12 protein-coding genes are annotated in these 18,374 nt (G+C 68.1%); 6 read left to right on the top strand and 6 right to left on the bottom strand.

The genetic code is table 11. The features are described from left to right. Positions 1-24 precede the first annotated feature (24 nt). The 4 genes from GQ56_RS0122205 to GQ56_RS0122190 form a co-directional block, all read right to left on the bottom strand. On the bottom strand, positions 25-813 hold the full coding sequence (locus GQ56_RS0122205) for an IclR family transcriptional regulator (protein ID WP_031400726.1): 789 nt from the start codon (positions 811-813) through the stop codon (positions 25-27). Between the two features lie 7 nt (positions 814-820). Then, complete coding sequence (locus GQ56_RS0122200) at positions 821-1,690, bottom strand: IclR family transcriptional regulator (RefSeq protein ID WP_031400725.1); 870 nt, start codon at positions 1,688-1,690, stop codon at positions 821-823. A 425-nt stretch (positions 1,691-2,115) separates the two neighbouring features. Then, on the bottom strand, positions 2,116-5,634 hold the full coding sequence (locus tag GQ56_RS0122195) for a pyruvate carboxylase (protein WP_031400724.1): 3,519 nt from the start codon (positions 5,632-5,634) through the stop codon (positions 2,116-2,118). Between the two features lie 933 nt (positions 5,635-6,567). Next, on the bottom strand, positions 6,568-7,719 hold the full coding sequence (locus GQ56_RS0122190; RefSeq protein ID WP_031400723.1) for an acyl-CoA dehydrogenase family protein: 1,152 nt from the start codon (positions 7,717-7,719) through the stop codon (positions 6,568-6,570). A gap of 240 nt (positions 7,720-7,959) precedes the next feature. Between GQ56_RS0122190 and GQ56_RS0122185 the strand changes: the two genes are divergently transcribed. The 6 genes from GQ56_RS0122185 to GQ56_RS0122160 all read left to right on the top strand — a co-directional run bounded on the left by GQ56_RS0122185 (position 7,960) and on the right by GQ56_RS0122160 (position 15,358). Next, positions 7,960-8,835 (top strand): MaoC family dehydratase, encoded by an 876-nt coding sequence (locus GQ56_RS0122185; RefSeq protein WP_031400722.1) that lies wholly within the window; start codon positions 7,960-7,962, stop codon positions 8,833-8,835. 24 nt (positions 8,836-8,859) lie between these two features. After that, positions 8,860-9,609 carry an SDR family NAD(P)-dependent oxidoreductase gene (locus GQ56_RS0122180; protein ID WP_031400721.1) on the top strand — a complete coding sequence of 250 codons (750 nt, stop codon included), beginning with the start codon at positions 8,860-8,862 and terminating at the stop codon, positions 9,607-9,609. Between the two features lie 90 nt (positions 9,610-9,699). Further along, a complete protein-coding gene (locus tag GQ56_RS0122175) occupies positions 9,700-10,905 on the top strand; it encodes an acetyl-CoA C-acetyltransferase (protein ID WP_031400720.1) in 1,206 nt (401 codons plus the stop codon). Positions 10,906-10,920: 15 nt separating this feature from the next. Next, positions 10,921-12,873, top strand: a complete 1,953-nt coding sequence (locus GQ56_RS0122170) for an AMP-binding protein (protein WP_031400719.1) — start codon at positions 10,921-10,923, stop codon at positions 12,871-12,873. Positions 12,874-12,891: 18 nt separating this feature from the next. Beyond that, positions 12,892-14,073: a CaiB/BaiF CoA transferase family protein gene (locus tag GQ56_RS0122165; protein WP_031400718.1), complete on the top strand. Its 1,182-nt coding sequence runs from the start codon at positions 12,892-12,894 to the stop codon at positions 14,071-14,073. 292 nt (positions 14,074-14,365) lie between these two features. Next, on the top strand, positions 14,366-15,358 hold the full coding sequence (locus GQ56_RS0122160) for a LysR family transcriptional regulator (protein WP_043301569.1): 993 nt from the start codon (positions 14,366-14,368) through the stop codon (positions 15,356-15,358). Positions 15,359-15,383: 25 nt separating this feature from the next. On the opposite strand, the gene GQ56_RS0122155 is transcribed toward GQ56_RS0122160, so the two are convergent. Together GQ56_RS0122155 and GQ56_RS0122150 are read right to left on the bottom strand one after the other, a co-directional pair. Beyond that, positions 15,384-16,163 (bottom strand): enoyl-CoA hydratase/isomerase family protein, encoded by a 780-nt coding sequence (locus tag GQ56_RS0122155; protein WP_031400716.1) that lies wholly within the window; start codon positions 16,161-16,163, stop codon positions 15,384-15,386. Positions 16,164-16,393: 230 nt separating this feature from the next. After that, on the bottom strand, positions 16,394-18,055 hold the full coding sequence (locus tag GQ56_RS0122150) for a methyl-accepting chemotaxis protein (protein WP_052007299.1): 1,662 nt from the start codon (positions 18,053-18,055) through the stop codon (positions 16,394-16,396). Between the last annotated feature and the right edge of the window lie 319 nt (positions 18,056-18,374).

Here is an 18,374-nt window from a genome sequence, read left to right as displayed (position 1 = left end):
CTGGCCCCTGCCCACGCTCGGTTTTCAGGGCTCGCAGTCGACGTCGCTCAGGATGAAGGACAGCGTTTCGGCCGCCGCCTTCAATTCCGGCATCACGCGCTGGCGGATCGCCGCCATGTCGGGCTCCAGTTCCACGGCCCCGCAATTCAGCGCCATCAGCGTGCGGGTGCGGCCGACCACGATCGGCAATGCGATGCCGTACGCGTTGCGCTGATATTCGCCGACCGACATGCACACGCCCGATTGCCTCAGGTCGTCGAACGCCGCATCGAGGTTCTCGCGAACGGTGTCCGCATCGTCGCCCGCCGCGTCGAGCAGCTCGGCCATCAACGGCTCGCGCAGCGCGTCCGGCAGCCCGTACAGGTATGCTCGCCCGACCGAAGTCGTCGCCATCGGCAGCAGCGAGCCGACGCCGAGGCGCAGCGTCGCGATCCGGGCGCTCGCGCGCCATGCGATGTACACCATGTCGAGCCGATGCGGAACCGCGAGCGCGACCGACAGGTTCAGCCTGTCGGCCAGCTTCTGCATCACGGGTGTCACGAGGCGCGTGACGGGATTCGCTTCCAGGTAGGCGTGGCCGATGCTCAATGCGCCGGCGCTGAGCTCGAACTGACGCCCGCCGCCCACCCTGCGCAGGTAGCCGATCGAGATCAGGGTGGTGGTCAGGCGCGACACCGTGGCTTTCGGCAGGCCGGTGCGCCGCACCAGTTCCGCGTTGGACAGCGGCGCGCGCGCCGCACGGAATGCGTGGAGTACCTCGAGCCCGCGTTCGACGGTCAGCGTGACGCCCTGTTGCTTGTCGGTCCGGTTCATGTTCGTGTCAGTCGACGACGACCGCCTGCTCCTGCAGATGCCGGGCCGCCGCGACCAGCCGGGGCCCGAGTTCGCGTTCGACCCGCGCGCGCCCGAGCCGCGCGCTGCGCCCGATGCAGGCGAGCACGAGCGGCGTGTGGTCCTGAACCACCAGCGGCACCGCGAGGATCGTCAGGTCCGGCTCCCATTCGCCGAGCGACATGCAATAGCCGACGTTGTGCACCTGCGAAATGCCCTCGCTGATGCGGCGGCGCAGGTTGGGCCAGTCGCGGCCCGTCTTGCGTTCGATGTTGCCGAGCAGGTAGAAGCGCTCGAGCTCCGGCAACGCAGCCAGCAACGCCCAGCCCATCGGCGACGACGCAATGCGCAGGCGCGTGCCCGCATACAGCTTCAGGTCGACCGACGCCGGCTTGCCGGCGCACGTTTCCAGCACGATCACGTCGAGACGGTCGCGCGTGCCGAGCATCACGTAGGTGTCGTTCGTGTTCGCGAACGCCTGCATTTCGAGGCGCGCGAGCAGTTGAACGTTGGAATGCGCGATCGCCGCATAGCCGAGCGACAGCACGGGGGCCGCCAGCCGGTACTTGCGGCGTTGCGGCGAGTAGTGAAGATAGCCGAGCGCGACGAGCGAGCGCACCATCCGCGACACGGTCGGCGCGGGAATGCCCGTTTCGATCACGAGCTCCTGATTGCCGAGCCAGGGTTCGTGCGGCGAGAACGCGGCCAGGATCGCCAGGCTTCTCGCCAGCGGAACGACCATCGCGCCGGACGCGTGCCCGCCGTCCGGGCGCTCGCTGTCTCCGACCGGCACGTCATGCCAACTCGCGTCTTCCTGCCCTGACACGGGCAGCGCTGCCCGGTTTGCCTGCGGCGACATCGATTGCTCCGTTTGTCTCGATCCGGCTCTGAAAGCGGCCATGAAATGCTTGTTCCGATCGGTCGGGGCGGGACGCCGCACGCGGCGACGACGCTCGCCCATGCGACCGTCCGATGGCTTCATTACACGAGCCAACCGGGAAGCGCGTCAATTGTAGCGCCGATATGTTCCGTACTTTGAAATACAAGCCGAAGCGACGATCGGGCGCCCGCCGTCCGAAGCCGGGCTGTTCCGACAATTTCGAGGCGGAACAAGCATGCGGGAATCCATCAATGTACGGAACATTGAATCGACTCCCGAAGCGCCTCGCGGCGCTGCGGCCGGCGCACGGCCGGCCCTGCGGAACCCGCCCGGTTCGAGCCGTGCCGCGCGGCAGGCCGCCGTGTCGAGACGGCCCGCCCGAGACGCAACGGGCGCCGCGCGCGTTACGCCGCGCCCTTCAGCTCGATCAGCAGGTCCTTCGCCGCGACGCGCTCACCGGGCTTCACGTGCACGGCCGCGATTTCGCAGTCGCGCTCGGCCGCGATATGCGTTTCCATCTTCATCGCCTCGAGCGCGAGCAGCGTCGTGCCGGCCGTGACGCGCTGCCCCGGCTGGACGGCGACCGTGACCACCGAGCCAGGCATGGGAGCGGCGATGTGCAGCGGATTGGACGGATCGGCGCGCTGCGGACCATGACGCTCCTTGCCCGCCTGCACCACGCTCTTCTGCTCGACGAGCGCCGAGCGCGACTGGCCGTTCAACTCGAACAGCACCTTCACGATGCCGTCCTGCGCATCGGCGTGCCGCCCCTGCAGCGACACGAGCAGCGTCTTGCCCGGCTCGATGTCGATCGCCGCCTCCTCTTGCGGCTGCAGCCCGTACAGGAACGCAGGCGTCGGCACGACCGACGTATCGCTGTATGCACGCACGTGCGCGTAGTAGTCGACCGTCTGCTTCGGGTACATCAGGTAGGACGCGAGTTGACGGTCGTCGAGCGGCTGCTCGCAGGCGGCTTCGGCCTGCGTACGCACCGCGTCGAGATCGACCGGCGGAATCTGGTCGCCGGGGCGGTACGGCGCCGGCGGCTCGCTCTTCAGCACCTTGCGCGACAGGTCCGCCGGGAAGCCGTCGGGCGGGAAACCCAGCTCGCCCCTGAACAGCGACACGACCGATTCGGGGAATGCGATGTCCTTGTCCGGATTGCGCACGTCGTCCACGCCGAGATCGTTCGCGACCATCATCAGCGCCATGTCGCCGACCACCTTCGACGTCGGCGTGACCTTCACGATGTCGCCGAACAGGCGGTTGACGTCCGCATACGCGCGCGACACCTCGGTCCAGCGATGATCGATGCCGAGCGAGCGCGCCTGCTCGCGCAGGTTCGTGTACTGGCCGCCGGGCATCTCGTGACGGTACACGTCGGCTGTGCCCGCCCGGATTTCCGATTCGAACGGCTTGTAATAGTGGCGCACGCCTTCCCAGTACATCGACGCTTCATGCAGGCGGTCCTGGTCCAGGCCCGGATCGCGTTCGCTGCCGGCCAGCGCCGCCGCGATGCTCGACAGGTTCGGTTGCGACGTGAGCCCGCTCATCGCATCGAGCGCGCCGTCCACCGCGTCGCAACCTGCCTCGACCGCCGCGAGCACCGACGCGGCGGCGATTCCGCTCGTATCGTGCGTATGGAAATGCACGGGCAGCCCGGTTTCCTCCTTGAGCGCCTTCACCAGCGTCGCGGCCGCCTGCGGGCGGCAGATGCCGGCCATGTCCTTGATGCCGAGCACGTGCACACCGGCCTGCTGCAGCTCGCGCGCGATGCCGACGTAATACTTGAGGTCGTACTTCGAACGCGACGTGTCGAACAGGTCGCCCGTGTAGCAGATCGCGCCTTCGCACAGCATGCCGCTCTCGCCCACTGCATCGATCGCGACGCGCATGTTGCGCACCCAGTTCAGCGAGTCGAACACGCGGAACACGTCGACACCCGCGCTCGCGGCCTGCCGCACGAAGAAGCGCACGACGTTGTCCGCGTAGTTCGTATAGCCGACCGCGTTCGAGCCGCGCAGCAGCATCTGGAACAGGATGTTCGGCACGCGCTCGCGCAGCAGCGCGAGGCGCTCCCACGGATCTTCCTTCAGGAACCGCAGCGCGACGTCGAAGGTTGCGCCGCCCCAGCATTCGAGCGAGAACAGTTGCGACAGCTCGCGCGCGTAAAACGGCGCGATCGGCAGCATGTCGGCGGTGCGCATGCGCGTCGCGAACAACGACTGGTGCGCGTCGCGCATCGTCGTGTCGGTCAGCAGCACCTGCTTGCGGTCGAGCATCCAGCGCGCGAACTTCTCCGGGCCGAGCTCGCGCAGGCGATCGCGCGTGCCGGCCGGAATCGGCGCCACCGTATCGATCTTCGGCAGCACGGGCTTCGACAGCGGCAGCGCCGGCAGCGTGCGGCCGTTCATCTCGGCGTTGCCGTTCACGTTCAGCTCGCCGAGATAGCGCAGCAGCTTCGTCGCGCGATCGCCGCGCTTCGCGAATTCGAGCAGCTCCGGCGTTTTGTCGATGAAGCGCGTCGTCACGTCACCCGCGATGAACGCCGGATGGTTGATCACGTTCTCGAGGAACTGCAGGTTCGACGTGACCCCACGAATCCGGAACTCGCGCAGCGCGCGATCCATCCGGTGAATCGATTCGGCGGCCGTCGGCGCCCAGGTCGTCACCTTGACCAGCAGCGAGTCGTAGTACGGCGTGATCACCGCGCCGCCGTAGGCGGTGCCCGCGTCGAGGCGCACACCGAAACCCGCGGCGCTGCGATAGGCGGTGAGCCGCCCGTAGTCGGGCAGGAAGTCGTTCTCCGGGTCCTCGGTCGTGATCCGGCACTGCAGCGCGTTGCCGTTCAGCGGAATCGCATGCTGTTCCGGCACGCCCGCCGCACGCGCGACGAGCGTGCCGTCGCCGTCCGTCGCGTCCTCGGCGAGACCGATCCGGCCGCCTTCCGTGATGCGGATCTGCGCCTTCACGATGTCGATCCCGGTGATCATCTCGGTCACCGTATGCTCGACCTGGATGCGCGGGTTCACCTCGATGAAGTAGAACCGGCCGGTATCGGCGTCCATCAGGAATTCGACGGTGCCCGCATGCGTGTAGCCCACGGCGCGCATCAGGCGCAGTGCGGATTCGCACAGCGCCTGCCGGCCCGCGTGATCGAGATACGGCGCCGGCGCACGTTCGACCACCTTCTGGTTGCGTCGCTGCACCGTGCAATCGCGCTCGTACAGATGCACGACCGTGCCATGCCGATCGCCGAGCACCTGCACCTCGACGTGCCGCGCGTTGCGCACGAGCTTCTCGACATACACCTCGTCGTTGCCGAACGCGGCCAGCGCCTCGCGGCGCGCGACCGGCAGCAGGGTTTCGAGATCCTGGGCGTTTTCCAGTACGCGCATCCCGCGTCCGCCGCCGCCCCAGCTCGCCTTCAGCATCAGCGGATAGCCGACTTCCGCGGCCAGCGCCTTGCAGGCGCCGAGATCGTCCGGCAGCGGCGCGGTCGCGGGCATCACGGGCACGCCGGCGGCGATCGCCGCGTTGCGCGCGGCCACCTTGTTGCCGAGCGTGCGCATCACGTCGGGCGACGGGCCGATCCAGCGAATGCCGGCGTCGATCACCGCCTGCGCGAAATCGGGGTTCTCGGACAGGAAGCCGTAGCCGGGGTGAATCGCGTCGACCTTCGCCAGCCGCGCGACGCGCAGGATGTCGTCGATGTCGAGATACGCGGCGAGCGGCTTCTTGCCCTCGCCGATCAGGTAGCTTTCGTCCGCCTTGAAACGATGCAGCGCGAGGCGGTCTTCCTTCGAATACACCGCCACCGTCCGCATGTTCAGCTCGGCGGCGGCGCGCATCACGCGGATCGAGATTTCGGAGCGGTTCGCGATCAGGATGGACTGGATGGGGATAGGCGTCACGGCAGCCATGGAGTATGAATGGTTGAATTAAGGTCGCCGACGCGCCGCCAGCCACCCGCCTGCTTCACGGGGCGGCGTGCGGATCGGCACGTCGGTCATTCGCGGTTGCATCGTCCCGGCTTTCGCCAGTCGACATGTTCGTCGCATCGCCCGGTGGTCGCTATCGACATCGCGACGGCGAACAGTATTCAGCCGACCGCCGGCGAGCACGAGCAGGCAGCCGGCCGGTCGTCATGCGGAACACGGCGGGCGGGCGCCAAGCCGCGGCCCGCCACGGCTTCAGTCGCCGTGCTCGAAAAGCGGCGCGTGATCCATCCAGTCGTAGCCCGCACCGGATCTCGCCCACGCCCAGTTCGCATCGCGGGGCCGCTCGCCGGGCCGCGCCGTCGATCGCCCGCCCTCCGCCCCCCGCTCGGGCACGCCCCCGCGTGCGTCGTCCTGCGGTACGCCATTTCGCTTCTGGTAGCCAGTCATTGCATCCCCTTACGTTTGTGCAAGCTTCCCGTTCTTCGGCCAGGCCCGTCCGGCGCAGGGAATATCCTCCTTGAGCGGCGGGCGACGAGTACGTCCAGGTTCAACCATGCAAAAAGCAGGCCACATCGGCGCCGGGGCTGACGGCCCCGATTCACGGGGAGATCATCCGAAACCGGATTTCAAAATGTGTTCAATTTTGAAATTGCGGCCCTGATTTTGAAATTTTCGCCATGCCGGCGCCGCGCCGCGCGGTGGCCCATCGTGGCCGTGCGCGCACCGGCGACATGACCGGCGCCTCGTCCACGCGCAGGGTCGCGGCAGAACGCAATCCCGGCATTGTTCCGGACCGTGTGCGCAATCGCGTCGCGGTAACGACGAGCGGCGCCTGCCGCCACGGATCGATGCGGAGCGACCCGTGCGCCTTCGTCCGGCTTGCACGATGCGGCAAGACACCCCGTAAGCAGCGCCTTATTGCGCGTCGCGAACCATGTTGCGGGCAATCACGATCTGCTGGATCTGGGTCGTGCCTTCATAGATGCGGAACAGGCGCACATCGCGGTAGAAACGTTCGATCGCGTATTCGGCCATGTAGCCGGCGCCGCCGAAAATCTGCACCGCACGATCGGCCACCCGGCCGCACATCTCGGACGCGAACAGCTTCGCGCACGACGCCTCGGTGCTCACCGGCAGCTTGTCGTCGCGCCGGCGCGCGGCATCCACCACCATGCAGCGGGCCGCGTAGATCTCGGCCTTGCTGTCGGCAAGCATCGCCTGCACGAGCTGGAAATCGGCGATCGGCTTGCCGAACTGCTTGCGTTCCATCGCATACGCGAGCGCCATCGACAGCATGCGCTCGGCCACGGCGACGCACACCGCGGCGATATGGATGCGGCCCTTGTCGAGCACCTTCATCGCCGTCTTGAAACCCTGCCCCTCCTTTCCGCCGATCAGGTTCGCGGCGGGCACGCGCACGTTGTCGAAGATCACGTCGCACGTATGGGCGCCTTTCTGCCCCATCTTCCTGTCGCGCTTGCCGAAGCCGATGCCGGGCGTCTTCGCGTCGACGATGAACGCCGAAATGCCGCCCGAGCCCTTGTCTTCCGGGTTGGTGCGCGCCATCAGCGTGAAGATGCCCGCATGCGGCGCGTTGGTGATGAAGCGCTTCGTGCCGTTCACCACGTAGTCGTCGCCGTCGCGGATCGCGGTGGTGCGCAGCGACGCCGCGTCGGAACCGGCTTCCGGTTCGGTCAACGCGAACGAGGCGATCAGTTCGCCCGTCGCGAGGCGCGGCAGGTACTTCTCCTGCTGCTCGGGCGTGCCGTCGAACAGGATGCCCTGCGAGCCGATGCCCACGGTGGTGCCCAGCAGCGAGCGGAATACCGGCGAAGCCCGGCACAGCTCGAACACCGCCAGCACCTCCTCCTCCATCGTCAGCTCCAGGCCCCCGAAGCGCTCCGGAATGGTGAGGCCGAACAGGCCCAGCGCCTTCATGTCGGCGACGATGTCGTCGGGAATCTCGTCGGTTTCGGCCACGTGCTCCTCGTTGGGCACGAGCCGCTCGCGCACGAACCGGTTGATGGAGTCGAGCAGGCCGTTGAGCGTTTCTTGATCGCGAATCATGTCGGTACGCCTGAAAGGATGGAGAAAACGCCCCGATGCTGCGCCGGCGGCCGGCGCGAAACAACCGCCCCGCCGAAAACGTTCCGAAGGATGAAATTGCGCCGGCGAGGCCGGCATTGGCGCGGCGAGCGTGGCGCCCCGGGCGTCTGCCAAGGTACGGAACAATGTACGCCGATCCGTTGACCGGCCAATCGGGCGGTTCCATCGTGGGAACCCGAATCCACTGCCGTCACGTTCGCCATGCCGCTCCAGCCCGATCATCTGCTGTCTCGTCCGTTCCCGCCCATCGAGCATGCGTACTCGCTGCGCGATACGCAGCTGTACGCGCTCGGCCTGGGCTTCGGCGCCGACCCGCTCGACGCCGGGCAATTGCGTTACGTCTACGAAGGCCGGGAAGGCGCGTCGCTGCGCGCGCTGCCGACCATGGCGAACGTGCTTGCGTATCCGGGCTTCTGGGCGCGTGAGGCCGATACGGGCATCACGTGGCAAAAGATCCTGCACGCGGAACAGGAAATCAGGATTCACGCACCGTTGCCGGCCAGCGGCCGCGTCAAGGGCACGACGCGCATCACCGGCCTGTGGGACAAGGGCGAAAACAAGGGCGCGTTTCTGCGGCAGACGCGCGAGATCGTCGATGCCGACACGGGCCGCCTGCTGGCGACCGTCGTGCAACTGAGCCTGCTGCGCGGCGACGGCGGCTTCGGCGAGGGCGGCAGCACCGAACCGCTGCCGGTGCCCCATGCGATGCCCGACGGCGAGCCCGATCACGTCTGCGAGCTGGGCACGCCCGCGCAACTGGCGCTGATCTACCGTCTGAGCGGCGATCTGAATCCGTTGCATGCCGACCCGTCGGTCGCCTCCGCGGCCGGTTTCCCGCGCCCCATCCTGCACGGCATGGCGCTGATGGGCGTGGCCGCCCACGCGGTGCTGCGCACGGTGCTGGCTTACGACGACACGCGCTTCGCGGGCATGCGCGTGCGCTTCACCGCGCCGGCATGGCCCGGCGACACGCTGCGCACCGAGATGTGGGTGCGCGACGACACGGTTTCACTGCGCGTCACGGCCGTGGAGCGCAACGTGGTGGTTTTGACCAACGCGCGGGTCGACCTGCGCTGACACGCCATTCTTCAGGAGACACACATGGATCTGGGTTTGACCGGCAAGGTTGCCATCGTCACCGGCTCGGCGCGCGGCCTCGGCGCCGCCACCGCGCGCCGGCTCGCGCAGGAAGGCGCGAGCGTCGTCGTCACCGACATCAACGCCGAACTGGCGCAGGCCACGGCGAAAGCGCTGCGAGACGAAGGCCTGGCCGCGCACTGCGTCGTGGGCGACATCACGCAGGCCGCCGACGTGCAGCGCCTCGTCGACGAAACGGTCGCGCATTTCGGCGGCGTGCACATCCTCGTGAACAATGCCGGCGCGCCGCGCGACAAGTACCTCGTGAAGATGAGCGAGGACGACTGGGATTTCGTGATGACGGTGATGCTCAAGGGCGCGTTCCTCGCCGCCCGCGCGGTGATGCCTCACTTCATCGAGCAGGGCTGGGGCCGGCTGATCAACGTCAGCTCGCGCGCCCACCTGGGCAACCCGACCCAGGCCAACTACTCGGCCGCCAAGGCGGGCCTGATCGGCATGGCCAAGGCACTGTCGATGGAGGAAGGCCGCTACGGGATCACCGCGAACTGCGTCGCGCCGGGCTTCATGGAAACGGAAATGGTGCAGGCGCTGCCGACCTACGAAACGATCAAGGAGCGCGCGGTGGCCGCGCAACCGATCAAGCGGGTCGGGCGTCCGGACGACATCGCCGACGCAGTGGCCTTCCTCGCCAGCGAGCGCGCCGGCTTTATCAGCGGCGAGGTGCTGCACGTCACGGGCGGCCGCTACGGCTGATCCGGCGGCCGCACCGCACACGATAGCCGCCGGCGCGTGACACGCGAGCACGGGTGGCTGAATATTGATGACATTCAAGAGGCATTCGAAATGAAACGAGCAGCCATCGTCTCCCCGCTGCGCACCCCCGTGGGCGCGTTCGGCGGAATGTTGAAGGGCGTACCCGTCGAGGAGCTCGGCGCGACCGTCGCGCGCGCCGTGGTCGAACGAACCGGGCTCGATCCCGCGCGCATCGACGACGTCGTGTTCGCGCAAAGCTATGCAAGCGGCGAGACGCCGTGCACCGGGCGCTGGATCGCGCTGCAGGCGGGCTTCCCGATCGAGGTGGCCGGCATGCAGCTGGACCGGCGCTGCGGCGGCGGCGTGCAGGCGCTGGCCACGGCGGCGATGATGGTGCAGACCGGCGCGGCCGACGTGGTGATGGCCGGCGGCGTCGAAAGCATGAGCAACGTCGAGTTCTATACCACCGACATGCGCTGGGGCAAGCGCGCGGGCTCGGTCACGATGCACGACCGGCTCGACCGCGGCCGCGAGCGCTCGCAGCCGGAAAGCCGTTTCGGCCGCATCAGCGGGATGATCGAGACCGCCGAGACGCTGGCGCGCGAGTACGACATCACGCGCGCGGCGTCGGACCGGTTCGCCGCGCGCAGCCAGCAGCGCGCGGCCGCCGCGCAACGGGCCGGGTATTTCGACGCCGAGATCGTTCCGGTATCCGTGCCGCAGCGCAAGGGCGAGGCACTGATCGTCGCGCAGGACGAAGGCGTGCGCGGCGACACGACGCCCGACAGCCTCGCGAAACTGCGCACCATCGTGAAGGACGGCGTCGTCACCGCCGGCAATGCATGCCAGCAGAACGACGCGGCCGCCGCGTGCCTGATCGTGGCCGAGGACAAGCTCGACGCGCTCGGCCTCACGCCGATCGGCTGGCTGGTCGGCTGGGCCGCCGCCGGCTGCGACCCGGCCCGCATGGGCATCGGCCCCGTGCCCGCCGTGCAGAAGGTGCTGGCACGCACGGGCCTGACGTTCGGCCAGATGGACCTGATCGAGCTCAACGAAGCGTTCGCGTGCCAGGCGCTGGCCTGCGTGAAGGGCTGGGGCAGCTCGATGGACGCGCTCGAAGACACACTCAACGTAAACGGTTCGGGCATCTCGCTGGGCCACCCGGTCGGCGCGACGGGCGTACGCATCATGACCACGCTGCTGCACGAGATGCACCGCCGCCAGGCCCGCTACGGGCTCGAGACGATGTGCATCGGCGGCGGCCAGGGCATCGCGATGATCGTCGAGCGCGCATAAGGCTGGAGACCGACCATGAGCAACCCTGAATCCGGCCAGACCTGGCAACCCGGCCAGCGCGAGCTGCAGAACGCCGGCATCGTGAAGCTGATGCGCGCGCTGGAGGTGCCGTCGTACGACGAACTGATGCGCGTGTCGCTTGCCGAGCCCGAGCGCTACTGGAACACCGTGATGCGCGAATGCGCGATCGCGTGGGACACGCCGCCGACCGGTTACGTGGACCTGTCGCGCGGCCCGCAGTTTCCGGGCTGGTTCCCGGGCGGCAGGCTCAACTGGGTCAACACCATTTACGGCTGGGCGCGCCACCCCGCCACTGCGCGGCAAAAGGCCGTCGTCGCCGAGCGCGAGGACGGCAGCGTGAGCGAGCTGACCTACGCGGAGCTGGAGCAACGCGTGCGCGATTTCGCGGCCGGACTCGCGCGGCACGGTGTCGCGCAGGGCGATCGTGTCGGCCTGCTGATGGAAAACGGCATCGAGGCGACCGTCTCGCTGCTGGCCATCGTGCATCTCGGCGCGCTGGTCGTGCCGTTGTTCAGCGGCTTCGGCGTCGATGCGATCGTGGCCCGCCTGTCGGCCGCGGAGGCGCGCCTCGTGATCGCGTCCACCGGCTTCTCGCGTCGCAACAAGCGCGTGGACGTCCAGGGTACGTTGCGCGATGCATGGCGGCAGTTGCCGATGCTCGAACGGGTGATCTGGAAGCGCGGCGAAGACGCCGCAGCACAGGACGCGCGCGATCTCGACTGGTACGACACCGCGACCGCCGCGTCCGGCCAGGGGATCGCGCCGGTGTCGGTCACGCCCGATACGCCGTTCATGGTGATCTATACGTCGGGCACCACGGGCAAGCCCAAGGGCGTGGTGCACACGCACGGAAGTTTTCCGGTCAAGATCGCGCACGATTCGCTGGTTCACTTCGACGTGCATCCGGGCGACGTCTACTGCTGGCCCGCCGACATGGGCTGGATCGCGGGCACGCTGGTGCTCGGCTGCGCGCTGCTGCGCGGCGCGACGCTGGTGTGCTACGACGGCGCCCCCGACTACCCCGACTGGTCGCGCATGTCGCGCGTGGTGGCGCGCCACCGCGTCACGCACTTCGGCTCGGCGCCCACGCTGATCCGCGGGATGGCCAGCCACGAAGCGCTCGCGCTCGCGGGCGACCGCTCCACTGTGCGCTTGCTGATCACGGCCGGCGAAGGCATCGCGCCCGAGCATTTCAACTGGTTCCTGCAGCGCTTCGGCGACGGCACGGCGCCCGTCATCAACTACACGGGCGGCACCGAAGCGTCGGGCGCGCTGCTCGCGAGCGTCCCGATCCGGCCGATTCCGCCGAGCGGCTTCAACACCGTCTCGCCCGGCGTGGCCGCGGACGTGGTAAACGCCGACGGCGCAAGCGTGACCGGCGAAGTCGGCGAGCTGGCGATCCGCGCACCGTTCGTCGGCATGACGCAATCGTTCTGGCGCGACGACGACCGCTACCTGGAAACCTACTGGCAGACCATTCCCGGCCTGTGGGTGCACGGCGATCTCGCACTGCGCACGCCCGACGGCAACTATTTCATGATGGGCCGCTCCGACGACACGCTGAAAGTCGCCGGCAAGCGCCTCGGGCCGGCCGAGGTCGAGGAGGTCGTGCTCGAGCTGCCGGACGTGGCCGAGGCGGCCGCGATCGGCGTGGCCGATGCCGACAAGGGGCAAAAGCTGGTCGTGTTCATCGTGCCGAAACCAGGCGCGCGCATCGCGGGCGCCGAGCTGGAAGCCGTCGTGTCGGGCCACGTCGACAAGCGCCTGGGCCGCCCGTTCCGGCCCGGCCGCGTGCACGTGGTCGCGCAACTGCCGAAGACGCGCAGCTCGAAGATCATGCGGCGCGTGATCCGCAGCGTGTACTGCGGCCAGCCGCCGGGCGACCTGTCGTCGCTCGACAATCCCGGCGCGCTCGACGAAGTGCGTGCGGCCTCGACCTCCGCCTGACTCAACCGTGAACGCAACATGAAAGTACTCGAAGGCATCAAGGTCCTCGATTTCGGCCGCTTCATCGCCGGGCCGTTCTGCTCGGCGCTGCTCGCCGACTATGGCGCGGACGTGATCCGCATCGACCGCGTCGGCGGCGGCGAGGACCGCTTCATCGTGCCGGTGACCGAACACGGCGAGGGCGCGCTGTTCCTGCAGGTCAACCGCAACAAGCGTTCGATGACGCTCGACCTCGACAGCCCCGAGGGGCGCGAGATCGTGCGCAAGCTGGTCGCCGATGCCGACGTGGTGATCGCGAACATGCCTCCGCGCACGCTCAAGAGCCTCGGGCTGGACTATGGCAGCCTGAGCGCGATCAAGCCCGACATCATCCTCGTCGCGTCCAACGCATTCGGCAACAGCGAGGCCGTGCGCGATCGCGTGGGCTTCGACGGCGTCGGCCAGGCGTTGAGCGGCGCCGTGTACATGGCGGGCACGCCCGACCGGCCGCAAAAGGCCATGGTGCCGGTGGTGGACTTCGCCACGGCGTTCTCGTGCGCGCTCGGCGTGATGCTGGCGCTCTACGAACGCCAGCGCAGCGGCATGGGGCAGGAAGTCAGTGCGTCGCTGCTGTGCACGGGCCTGAACATGGCCAGCGGCGCGCTGATCGAGGAAGCGCTGCTCGGCCTCGATCGTCAGGCCACGCTGAACCGCGCGTCGGGCTACGCGCCGTCGGACATCTTCAAGGCCACGGACGGCTGGTTCATCACGCAGGTCATCGGCCGGCCGATGTTCAAGCGCTGGACGCAGCTCGTGGGCCGGCCGGAACTGCTCGACGATCCGCGCTTCGCCGACGATACGTTGCGCGGGGAGAACGGCGCGCTCCTGAGCGATCTCATGAGCGCATGGTGTGCGGACAAGACGCTCGCCGACGCACTGGCCGCACTGGAGCAGGCGCGCATCCCGGCCAGCCCCGTCAACTCGCCGCGCCAGGCGCTGGAGGACGAAACCATCAAGGCCGCCGACGTGATCCGCTGGATGGACTATCCCGGCGCGCCGAAGCCGGTGCCCATTTTCGCGACGCCGGTTTCGCTGTCGCGCACGCCACCGGAGATCCGTACGCGTCCGCCGCTGACCGGTGAGCATACGGATGAAATCCTCGCCGGCATCGGGCTCGACGCGCACGCGGTGGCCGATCTGCGATCGCGCAAGATCGTCTGACGGAACCCGTCGCCGCGTCACGCGCACCGCCGTCGCAACGACGGCGGTGCCCGCCCTCTCCGTTGTCCGCGCCGCATGCCGGACGGCCGGCGCGCATCCGCACGGCAACCGGGCCCGTCGACACGGCGTGCGGCGGGCCGCCTTCGCCATCCCCCGTTTCCCGCTCGCCGTCCGGCGCATTGACGCGCGGCACGCCATCGCATGTCGCGCCTCGCGCCGACACCGGCATTGTGCCGATTACCGGACGATCAAATATCGACTATATTCGTCAACCGAACTTGACAATCGCATCATGGACCCGTCCCAGCTCCCTTCCCTCGCGTGGTTCGTGCATATCGCGCACCATCTCAGCTTCACCAGGGCCGCCGCCGAGATGGGCGTGTCGCGCGCCGCGCTGTCGCAGAACCTGAAAGCGCTCGAACGGCAACTGAACGTGAAGCTCCTGTACCGGACCACGCGCGACATGTCGCTGACCGAGGACGGCCAACGGCTGTACGACACGCTGCGGCCGGCGTTCGGCTCGATCGAGCTGGCGATCCGCAACCTGCACGAAGTCCGGCACGAGCCGTCCGGGCTGCTGCGCATCAACACGTCGCGGGTCGCCGCCCGAAAACTGGTCGAGCCGCACCTGGGCGAGTTCATGGCCCGCTATCCGCTGCTGCGGGTGGAGCTCGTGATGGACGACGGACTGTCGAACATCATCGCCGACGGCTACGACGCGGGCATCCGGCTGGGCGAAAGCCTCGCCGAACACATGGTGGCCGTGCCGATCACGCCGATGCTCGAGATGGCGGTGGCCGGCTCGCCCGACTATTTCGCACGCCACGGCACGCCGGCCACGCCCGCCGACCTGATCGAGCACAACTGTCTGTGCTATCGCCATACGACGAGCGGCGCGATCTATCGCTGGGAGTTCACGTCGCCCGAGATCGAGGGTCATGCGTTCGAAGTCGAACCGCAGGGCAGCGTGGTCACGAACGACGACGACGGCATGATTCGCGCGGCGCTGCAGGGGATCGGCCTGATCCAGCACCAGGACATCGCGCTGCGCGAACACCTCGATGCCGGCACGCTGGTGCGCGTGCTCGATCCGTGGTGCAAGCCGTTTCCCGGCTACTACCTGTACACGCCGTCGCGCGAGCAGATGCCCGCGAAGGTGCGCGCGCTGATGGATTTCCTCGTCGAGAAGCGCGAACACCTGGCCACCGAGATGGCCAGCCGCGCGGCCAAACCCGCGAAGGCCGCCACGCCGAAACCCCGCAAGCCGCGCGCCGCGCGAGCATGAGCGGCCGCGTATCGCCGCGCGCCGTTCAGCCCGGCTCGCGCCGCGCGAAATCGTGCACGGCCGTCACCAGCGACGGCGACTCGATGCGATAGCGGTACTGCATCCACCGCTCCATCGACAACCCGTCGTGCAGCGGCATGTCGAGCGCGCGGCGGGTCATGTGCTTCATGGCGGCCAGCGCATCGGCATCGGTGCGCGCGATCTCGCGGGCGAGCTGCATCGTCGCGGCGTCGAGCGCATCGCCGCTCACCGCGAGCGACGCGAGCCCCATCCGCTCGGCCTCGCGCCCCGTCATGCGCCGCCCGGTAACGAGGTAGTACATCGCGCGCGCGAGCCCGATCTTGCGCGGCAGCCGCTGCGAGCCACCGCCGCTCGGCAGCAGGTTGCGCTGCAGATGCGCGTCGCCCAGCTCCGCGTGTTCGTCGACGACCACGATGTCGGACGCCAGTACCAGCTCGAACCCGCCGGCCACCGCATAACCGTTGACCGACGCGATCACGATCTGCCGCGACGCCTCCATCAGCGCGAACGTGTCCTGCATCAGGTCCTGATGCCGCATGTGCGCGGCGGGATCGGCGAGCACGCCGCTCGCGAGCCATTTCAGGTCGTTGCCCGCGCAGAATGCGCGGCCGCTGCCGCGAATCACGATCACGCGGACGTCGCGGCCCGGATCGGCGGCCGTTCGCACCGCGTCGTTCAATGCCGCGAGCGTCGCGCCATCCAGTGCATTCATCCGCTCGGCGCGATTCAGCGTGACGACGCGGATGCCGGGCGTCGAGTCGTCTGTCAGCAACGTGTTTGTCATGGTGTCTCCTGATCCGGACGAACCGATCCGCGCCGGCCGGCGCGTGACCGTTCTTCCGGAAAGTGGTGTCGGTCGGAACCGTCGTTCATCCGTCGCGCGTTGTCAGTACCTGCAGCGAAGCCCCGTTCCATCGCGATCGGCCATGCGGCGCGTGCGTCGTTCCGCCGGCCGGCAACGCGCATGCTGTCCGTCACGCGCGACGGCAATGCAAAGCGACAGCGGTATTGTCCTCACGTCTGCATCGCATACGACTCGCCCGCCGACACCGGCCCCGGCGCGATCGCAGCCGCGTCGTACCGCCGCGCGCCGCTCGCTTTCCGCATCGGCGACCCGTCGCCCTCGCGCACGACGAAACGCGAAATCATCGTGACGAGCTGCTTGCCCTGATCGTCCAGCGACTGCGCGGCGGCGGCGACTTCCTCCACATACGCCGCGTTGTGCTGCGTCGCCCGGTCCATCTCCGACACGGCCTGATTGACCTGATCGATGCCGTGCCCCTGTTCGACCGAGGCGGCAGCGATTTCCTCCATCAGGTCGGTCACGCGCGAGATCGCATGCATGATCTCGGCCATCGATGTCCCCGCGGCGTTCACGAGCGCTACGCCTCCCCTGACATGTTCGACGGATTCGTGAATCAAGCCCCGTATTTCCTTCGACGCCGACGAGGATCGCTGGGCGAGCGAACGCACCTCCGACGCGACCACCGCGAAACCGCGCCCCTGCTCGCCGGCCCGTGCGGCTTCGACGGCGGCGTTGAGCGCCAGGATGTTGGTCTGGAACGCGATGCTTTCGATGATGCCGACGATCTCGGCGATCCTGCCGGAACTTGCATCGATACTGCCCATCGCATCGACGACCCGCGAGACGACACCGTTGCAACGCCCGGCCGCCTGCACGGCCTGCACCGCGACCTGGCTCGCCTGGCGGACGTTGTCCGTGTTCTGGCCGACTCGCGACGAGAGTTCCGCCATGCTCGCCGCGGTCTCCTGCAGCGACGCGGCCTGCAACTCCGTACGCCGCGACAGATCCAGATCGCCGGCCGAGATCTGTGCGGCCGCCGATGCGATCGAATCGGCGCTTGCCTTGATGCCGTTGATGGCGGCCGACAGATTCGCCTGCATGCGCTTCATCGAATAAAGCAGGCTGCCGCGATCGCCCGGCGCGGTCGCGATGGCGGCCGTGAAATCGTTGGCCGCGATTCGTCCGGCAATCTCGACCGCATAGCCCGGCTCCCCGCCCAGCGTCCTCGCAATGCCGCGATTGAGCGCCACGACGATGCTGCTCATCGCCAGCGCGATCAACGCGCAAATGCCGAGACTTTGCAGCAGGCCTGCATGAAACGCCGTGTCGATGTCGTCGACGAACAGGCTGGTGTTGACGATCCAGTCCCACGGACGATAGGTGTCGATGTACGCGATCCGGGCCGCGTCCGTGGTCACCCCGGACGTCTCCTTCGGATAGTCGAAGCGCTGGAAGCCGCTGCCGGCGCCGGCCACCAGATCGATCTGTTGCCGGACGATGGCAGCGGCTTTCGGGTTCAATTCGCTCAACGGCCTGTTCTGAATCGATGTGTCGAACGGGTACATCAGGACCACCCCCTTCGAATTCACGATCGTGAAATAGCCGCTGCCGGCTTCACCGTAACGCATGCCGCGAATCACGTCCATCGCCTGCCGTTGAGCCTGCTCGATGCTCAGCTCTCCCGAGGAGGCCCGCTTCGCGTACAACCCGACCGTGGCGAGCGCGATTTGGGTTGCGTGCACGAGGTCGGCCTTGCGCTCGTCGAGACGCATCTCGCGACTCCGGTACGCATCGGCGACGGACAGCAGGATCAGACAGAGCAAACTCAGGACCAGCGGCAACCCGAGCCGCTGCTTGAATGACAACTTCATCGTCGTGGCATCTCCTCGCTTTTATCGATATGCGGGCCGCACCCGGCAGCCGGCAGACGGCTCGGGGTCGCGCTGCCCGCTGCCCGCCCCTCACCCGCTTCCGCCACATCGGTGCGGCGACCGACCGACAGCGCCGCCCGACATCGACGACACGCAGCTGGGCCGATGCTACTGACGGCAAGGTTCCAGCGTCAATTTCGCATTATTTAGTGTTCCGTACATTGGCGATCTCGACGCGCCCATTCGTCCCGACGGGGCGGTCCTCGCCTGCATGCTCCGATGTACGGAACAGCGTGGCGGAGGATCGACCGCAACGCCG

Source organism: Burkholderia paludis (genome assembly GCF_000732615.1).
GTDB lineage: Bacteria > Pseudomonadota > Gammaproteobacteria > Burkholderiales > Burkholderiaceae > Burkholderia > Burkholderia paludis.
Note: the sequence above shows the minus strand (reverse complement) of the source record. Positions and strands in the feature narration are given on the sequence as shown.

What these genes read in the sequence shown, in the direction of transcription:
- GQ56_RS0122160 (WP_043301569.1), top strand. Translation starts at nt 14,366, where the DNA reads ATGGACCCGTCCCAGCTCCCTTCCCTCGCGTGGTTCGTGCATATCGCG.
- GQ56_RS0122190 (WP_031400723.1), bottom strand. Translation starts at nt 7,719, where the DNA reads ATGATTCGCGATCAAGAAACGCTCAACGGCCTGCTCGACTCCATCAAC.
- GQ56_RS0122175 (WP_031400720.1), top strand. Translation starts at nt 9,700, where the DNA reads ATGAAACGAGCAGCCATCGTCTCCCCGCTGCGCACCCCCGTGGGCGCG.
- GQ56_RS0122185 (WP_031400722.1), top strand. Translation starts at nt 7,960, where the DNA reads ATGCCGCTCCAGCCCGATCATCTGCTGTCTCGTCCGTTCCCGCCCATC.
- GQ56_RS0122180 (WP_031400721.1), top strand. Translation starts at nt 8,860, where the DNA reads ATGGATCTGGGTTTGACCGGCAAGGTTGCCATCGTCACCGGCTCGGCG.
- GQ56_RS0122165 (WP_031400718.1), top strand. Translation starts at nt 12,892, where the DNA reads ATGAAAGTACTCGAAGGCATCAAGGTCCTCGATTTCGGCCGCTTCATC.
- GQ56_RS0122155 (WP_031400716.1), bottom strand. Translation starts at nt 16,163, where the DNA reads ATGACAAACACGTTGCTGACAGACGACTCGACGCCCGGCATCCGCGTC.
- GQ56_RS0122195 (WP_031400724.1), bottom strand. Translation starts at nt 5,634, where the DNA reads ATGGCTGCCGTGACGCCTATCCCCATCCAGTCCATCCTGATCGCGAAC.
- GQ56_RS0122200 (WP_031400725.1), bottom strand. Translation starts at nt 1,690, where the DNA reads ATGTCGCCGCAGGCAAACCGGGCAGCGCTGCCCGTGTCAGGGCAGGAA.
- GQ56_RS0122170 (WP_031400719.1), top strand. Translation starts at nt 10,921, where the DNA reads ATGAGCAACCCTGAATCCGGCCAGACCTGGCAACCCGGCCAGCGCGAG.
- GQ56_RS0122205 (WP_031400726.1), bottom strand. Translation starts at nt 813, where the DNA reads ATGAACCGGACCGACAAGCAACAGGGCGTCACGCTGACCGTCGAACGC.
- GQ56_RS0122150 (WP_052007299.1), bottom strand. Translation starts at nt 18,055, where the DNA reads ATGAAGTTGTCATTCAAGCAGCGGCTCGGGTTGCCGCTGGTCCTGAGT.